Source organism: Gilliamella sp. App6-5 (assembly GCF_001690525.1).
Taxonomy (GTDB): Bacteria; Pseudomonadota; Gammaproteobacteria; order Enterobacterales; family Orbaceae; genus Gilliamella; species Gilliamella apicola_H.
Map to the genome: position 1 here is coordinate 1 of NZ_LZGT01000085.1, position 6,069 is coordinate 6,069.

3 protein-coding genes are annotated in these 6,069 nt (G+C 28.0%); 1 reads left to right on the forward strand and 2 read right to left on the reverse strand.

The genetic code is table 11. The features are described 5' to 3' along the window. The coding region (locus A9G24_RS10340; protein ID WP_065638945.1) for a DNA-primase RepB domain-containing protein at positions 1–822 on the forward strand (822 nt) is incomplete at its 5' end. Positions 823–869: 47 nt separating this feature from the next. On the opposite strand, the gene A9G24_RS10345 is transcribed toward A9G24_RS10340, so the two are convergent. Both A9G24_RS10345 and A9G24_RS10350 read right to left on the reverse strand, forming a co-directional pair. Then, entirely contained in the window at positions 870–2,009 is a 1,140-nt protein-coding gene (locus A9G24_RS10345) for a hypothetical protein (RefSeq protein ID WP_065638946.1), read from the reverse strand. Positions 2,010–3,063: 1,054 nt separating this feature from the next. Then, positions 3,064–5,748, reverse strand: coding sequence for a DotA/TraY family protein (locus tag A9G24_RS10350; RefSeq protein WP_065638947.1), 2,685 nt, complete (start codon positions 5,746–5,748; stop codon positions 3,064–3,066). Positions 5,749–6,069 lie beyond the last annotated feature (321 nt).

Genomic DNA, 6,069 nt, shown 5'->3' on the forward strand with positions numbered 1-6,069 from the left:
GAAATTAAAGAATTTAAAATATACAATGAGTTATACAATTTAAATAAAAACAGATCTGATATTTATATAACACCTTTAAGTGATTATTATTATTATTTAGTTATAGATGATATAAAAACAGAAGAAGCAGTTAATGAAATAAAAATGGAATTTGGAAAACCAATTCTTCATTTAGAAACTTCAGAAAAAAATTATCAATTTATTTATACAGTTAAAAAAAGCGAAGCAAATCAAAAGCTTGCCAATTTTTTTGTGCGAGCAATGAATAAAAAATATGGTGACCCAAATTTTTCAGGTGCAGTACACCCTTTCAGGGTAGCAGGTTTTAGAAATAAAAAAGAAGGTAGAAATGATTTTTTAGTTAAAGCAATAGAAAAAGATGATATACGTTTTAAAGTTTTTAATTTTCCAAAAATTATGTATAGAAATGAATATATTCATGATTGCATTAGAAATCCTAATATTTTACTTGCTACTACAAATAACAACACTAATAACGATATTGAAATTAATGAAATAAAACAAGTAGATAGAAAAAGCGAAGAATATGAAGAAATTAGTAGATTTTTTAACAAAGAAAAAAATCGATTTACAGGACTTGCTAAAAAGCAAAAATGGGTTTTAGATGATAGTGTAATTGATTTTAACGCAATAAAAAACACGCTAAATAAATATTCAGAATATAAGAATATTTGTGCAGCCATACTTGATGACAATAAAAGAGAACACACAGAAGATTACACAATTAGAACTATTAACAAAGCTTTAGAAAAACTAGAAGAAGAACACAAAAAAGAAAATAAAAAAGGTTTTAGTATATAAAATTTAACCTATTTTCAAGTAAAAGCCCCAATTTTGGGGCTTTTTTATTAGTACAATATAGTAATATTTTTTCTATATTTATTAATGGCACTATTACTATTATTATAGTTAAAATCAAAATTATAATTTTTAGTGTGTTTTATTTTGTGTGTCGCCGTTGCTTCAAACTTTCTACCACCACTACCCCCTTTTTGATAGTTGCCGTAGTAAGTCTGCGACTTATCGACACGATGTCCTAAAAATGCTGCAATTGTATCTTCATCTGTTTTAGATCGTTTTAAGTCACTTGCTACTTTATGTCTAAAACTGTACAAACTTACAGCAGTTCCATATTTTCTATAAAAAAACTTACTTAAACTCTTATACGTTTTTTCATTTTGCTCTATTTTATAAACTCCACCATTTCTAAGTTGCTGTCTAAACACGTTTTTATAGAATTCCTGATGTAATTCATTATCTTTTTCTAAAGTTGTTGTACAAATTCTAACATCTTGTCCAGAATGTTTACCAATTTTTGCCCCGCTTATAGTTGCTTCAATTACATTTTCACCATTTTCATCCTGCTTTAGCTTTAAACTAACCCCTTTTTTAAACTCAGCCGGTCTTAGTCCAAAAAGATCGTAAACCATTAAAATATCTTTATATTTTTTTACACAAACCTTATCCATATTTTTAAGAATATTTTTAAGTTTAGGCATTTTATTAAGTGTTTTTCTTTTGCTGTTTACTCTTTCAAAAATTATACTTTCTTTATTTAGCTCAAAATTATCTTTAAGTACTATTGCTAAATCAAAAGCTTTATTAGTTAACTCTATCATTTCATTCGTTTTTTTGTTTTTTCTAGCGTAATCGGATTTTTTTTGTAATTCTTTAATTTCATTAATTAATCCAAATTTCAGCGAAGTTCTATATAAGTCGTAAGTTGCTCTAGTTTTTGCTTTATGTAGCAATAAATTAATTTCAGATTTTTCAACATTTTTATTGTTATTTATTAATCTGTTATATACTTTTAAGTAAGTTTCATAAGTTGCTTTATTGCTTGTATAATGTTCATTTAATTCATTCAAAATTTCATTAATTTTTTTGTTTTTACAAGCACCAATAGCAATATTTTCTAATTTCGCTTGTTGCTCAATTTCACTCAAATATTCATTTTTTAACTTGTTTTGTAATAATGTAAGTTTCATAACGCCCCCTTATTTTTATTTTTATTATTATTTTTTTAATTTTTGTTTTGCTTTTCTCGCTTTTTTGCTCAAAAAAACAAAGCCAAAAATTAAAAAATCCAATTGTTTTTAAGGATTTTTTCACTTCGTTTTTAAGCTTTTATGCTCAAAAACTCATCTCAAAAATCCCTAAAAATTCCATTTTTTAATGAAAAAATTGGGGCATATTCACTTTTTTTTATTTTATTTTTTTTGTATTTTTCTCGTTTTTTTACTCAAAAAATCCAATAAAAAAATAAAATTAATGCTTACATTTTGCTTATTTATTTTTGCTTGCATTAAGCATTTTAGCCTTATTAATTTTTTATATTTTTTGCTTTTCGCCCAAGCTTCAAATCAAAAAAATAGAAAAATTAAACGGCTAATTAGTTAATTAAAAAATTGCTTTTCACTACGCTCAAATCAATATTTTCAATTAACTAACATTATTCTATCTGCGTTTAGCTCACTTGCTCGCTTCGCTTGCTCATTCACACAAACTTGATACAATAATGGGGCAATTTTGGCTCATCGCCAATCCGCTATCTTTCGCTTTTCACTTCGTTCAAATCAAAATATAGCAGACCATTGCCCACATTATTTAGACAATTTTATTGTCCAAATGAATGTATATTTTGTGTACAATTAATTTGTCCAATTAATTAGTCCACTTTCATTATGCCCCACTTATTTATTTAATCAGTTTTAGCATTTTGTCAATGCTAAATCTTTACTTTTTATTAATTTTTTCACAAAAAAATTGAAGCTATTCGCATCAATTTTTCACCTCAAAAATTATTAAAAAGCTATAAAAAGTGGTGGGCATAATTCAAAATTTGAGCTATTTTTTTTAATTAAAAATAGCTTTTTTTTGCTTATTTTTTTTAAAAAATTTTGATGAAATTTGCTTATTTTGTTTAATCAAAAATCATTAAAATTTAATAAAACTAATTGGTTTTTTTTATCAAAAAACACACAAAAATAAATAAATTAAACACAAAAAAAAAGAGGTTTTTAACCTCTTTTTATTTAGTATTTAAATTATTTTTTTAGTATTTCTACTATTGTAATTTATTAACATTTCGTTAAGTCCTGATTCTCTTGCTTGCTCAACTGATAATTGTTTACCTAAATCTTTTGCTTGTTGCATATAAGTATTAGCTTTTGTTTTATCACCTGCTTCTGAAGCTAATTTAGATAATTCTAATTTACTATTTGCTTGTTGTGCTAAACTATCAAATTCCTGTTTTGTAGCAGTTTCATTATAAGCATTTTCAAGCATATTCAGATCTTCTTTTTTATTCATTTTTTCTTGTTGTTGCGCTTGTTCTTTTTGTTGTATTTCTGCTTGTTTTGCTTGTTGTTTTTTATTAGCAACAGCATTTGCTTTAAATGCATTTATTTTATTTCCTGCTCCTCTAGCAACTCCCCCCATCTGATCTAAACCAACTTTAGCTAAAGCTGCTTTTGCCATCATTGTATTTTGAGAGTCTTTAGCGTAAGAAGCTAAGCTTTGTCCACCATTGATGTTTAACCATTTCATCGTTTCATCTGGAATGATATGTATCAATGAAAATGACCTATTTATTATACTATATAATATACCAAAATATACAAATAATAAGCCAATTTGTTTAATTATATTACCACTAGCTAATCCAGAAGTTGATATCATTGAAACAAATGTTACTGAAACTATAGATCCTAAAATATTTAATAATTCAATCGAGCAGATTAATCCTATAATCATTAAAGTCGGGCGCAAGGCAAGTGATAAAACTAACCCATATCCTGTACTTCCCTTACCAGTGAAGCCGTCAGCATCAGGCTGTAATTGTGTAACTACCCATAACGGAGCGGCAACCATGGCTTCTAACACTAATATCATCCAACCTCCCAACATACCTATCCATAGCATATAGGGGGTGAGTGGTAAAAGTACAGAAAGAGAATTCCCCACAATCCAAAGTGTGATAGATATCGGCATAACCAATGAAGCGGCACCTGTAATTGTTAAGAACCAACCGCCAGAGAATGGTAAAGCTCCCATAACAGCACCAGCAACAGCTGCAACACCTAATAAAGCCCATCCTAAATTAATAGCAGTATCGCCATAATATTTCGCAATAGTCAATGGGTTAGTAATTCCGGCGCCACTTTCACCGCTTTCAACAAAACCACCTACTGATATACTGCTAGAGAATGAGAAAAGATCTTGTGATTTTTCGTTAATTCCAGCAAATAAACTGTCTAATGCTTTAGATTTTTCTTCTGGATCTACTTGTTTATCATTTTCAGTAGCATCTCCATCTTTTTTAGACCCTATCGTAGCTAAACCAGTCATATATTTAGAGTTTGCTTCAGAAGCTTTAATATCTTTTCCTGCTTTATTTAAAAATGATTCTAATTCATTTCCATTCCAAAGATCATGATACGCAACTCCCGGTTCTACAAATGTAGGATAAATATTTGTTAATTGACCTAATAATTCTTGTATTTGAACTAACCTTATACTCCATGAACCAGCTAATGCCCAACCATCTTTTTTCACAGCTTCTACATAAGCATCCCAACCTTTATCTACACTAAATGTTTCAGCAACTTTTTGAGATACTACTTTTTTATAATTAGCAATTGAATTATCAAATGCTTGAGCAAGATTTATACTACCTTCTGTTTCCATATATTGTTTTGCTAATTGATGCATTTCATTTTGAAGAGCCATAAAGTATTCAGGCTGTTTACTTACAATTGTTTTAAATAAACTCGTTAATTCTTTAAAATTAGCCAATTTGTCTTCTACGTTTGGTAATGTATCTGGCATTAAAAACGCACCACAGGCTCTTTTATCTCTACTTAAATTGTAATATCTATCCTCTATATGCACACTATTATCCCAATTACTTCCAGAACCAGTAATTCCCGGTAAATGATTGCTTCCATAATTAAATGATTTATAACTATACATTTTAGTATCTGTCGTCCAATTTTTAGCAAATTGAGTTTGAGCAAGACCGTGAGAACCAAACAGCACAAGGAAAACATCTGTACGTTTTGGCGGTATAAATACATTACCACCTCCTTCATTAGATCCCATTTCTCCCTTCAAAACAATATCTTTTTTACTAGATTTTGTAGCATATAATTGATTAGTTTTTAAAACGCATAAATTAGATAAAAAAGCATTTTTAGCAACTTTACCTAATTTTTCATTTGACATGTTTGGAATAATAACACCGTTGGCTACCCCCATATTTGCCACATATTCTTGCCAGACATGGGATGCGGCACCAATACTCATTTGAATAACCCATAACATAAACATTTGTATAGCACAAAAACCACCTGACACAGGGACTAAAAAAGCAGTACTTGTAGCCATTCTGATTGGCAACCACATAGACGACCATTTTTTACCTAAAATTTCGCCGTCATGCGCAGTTGACATTGTTCCAGCCATTAGTGTATAGGATACAATAATACCACCCACCATTAATACGACACTATTAAAAGCTAGCAAAGCCGCAGAAAGCGGACTTTTAGACATATCATCCTCTGGAAAGTAAATATCTAAAAATAATTTTTTTGATATATCAGTGTCACTAATATTAAACAGATCTACATCAACTGCATTAGCAAACGCATTGCTAGTAAACATTAATAATAATGTTGTTATTAGTGTTATAAACACTAAATTCTTTTTATAAATACTAATATTCATAATAATTTCACCTCTTTTTATTTTTATTATTTGTATAGTTTTTAACTACTTATAGTTACTTATAAAATATTTAAATAATGTCAACAGTTAAACTTCATTATTTTTTCATTATTTTTATTAAAAAAATTTAAAGATAAAAACTAGTTAAAGTATTGACATTATTAAAATATTTTATAAATAAATAATATTAGTTATTTTAAAAATGAGACTTTAAAATTGGACATAAAAAGAGGTTAAGAATGAATAAGAAAACAAATAAATTTAGTAGTATAAAGTATGATTTAGCTAGTAATTTTTTAACATTATTTTATGTATTAGCTA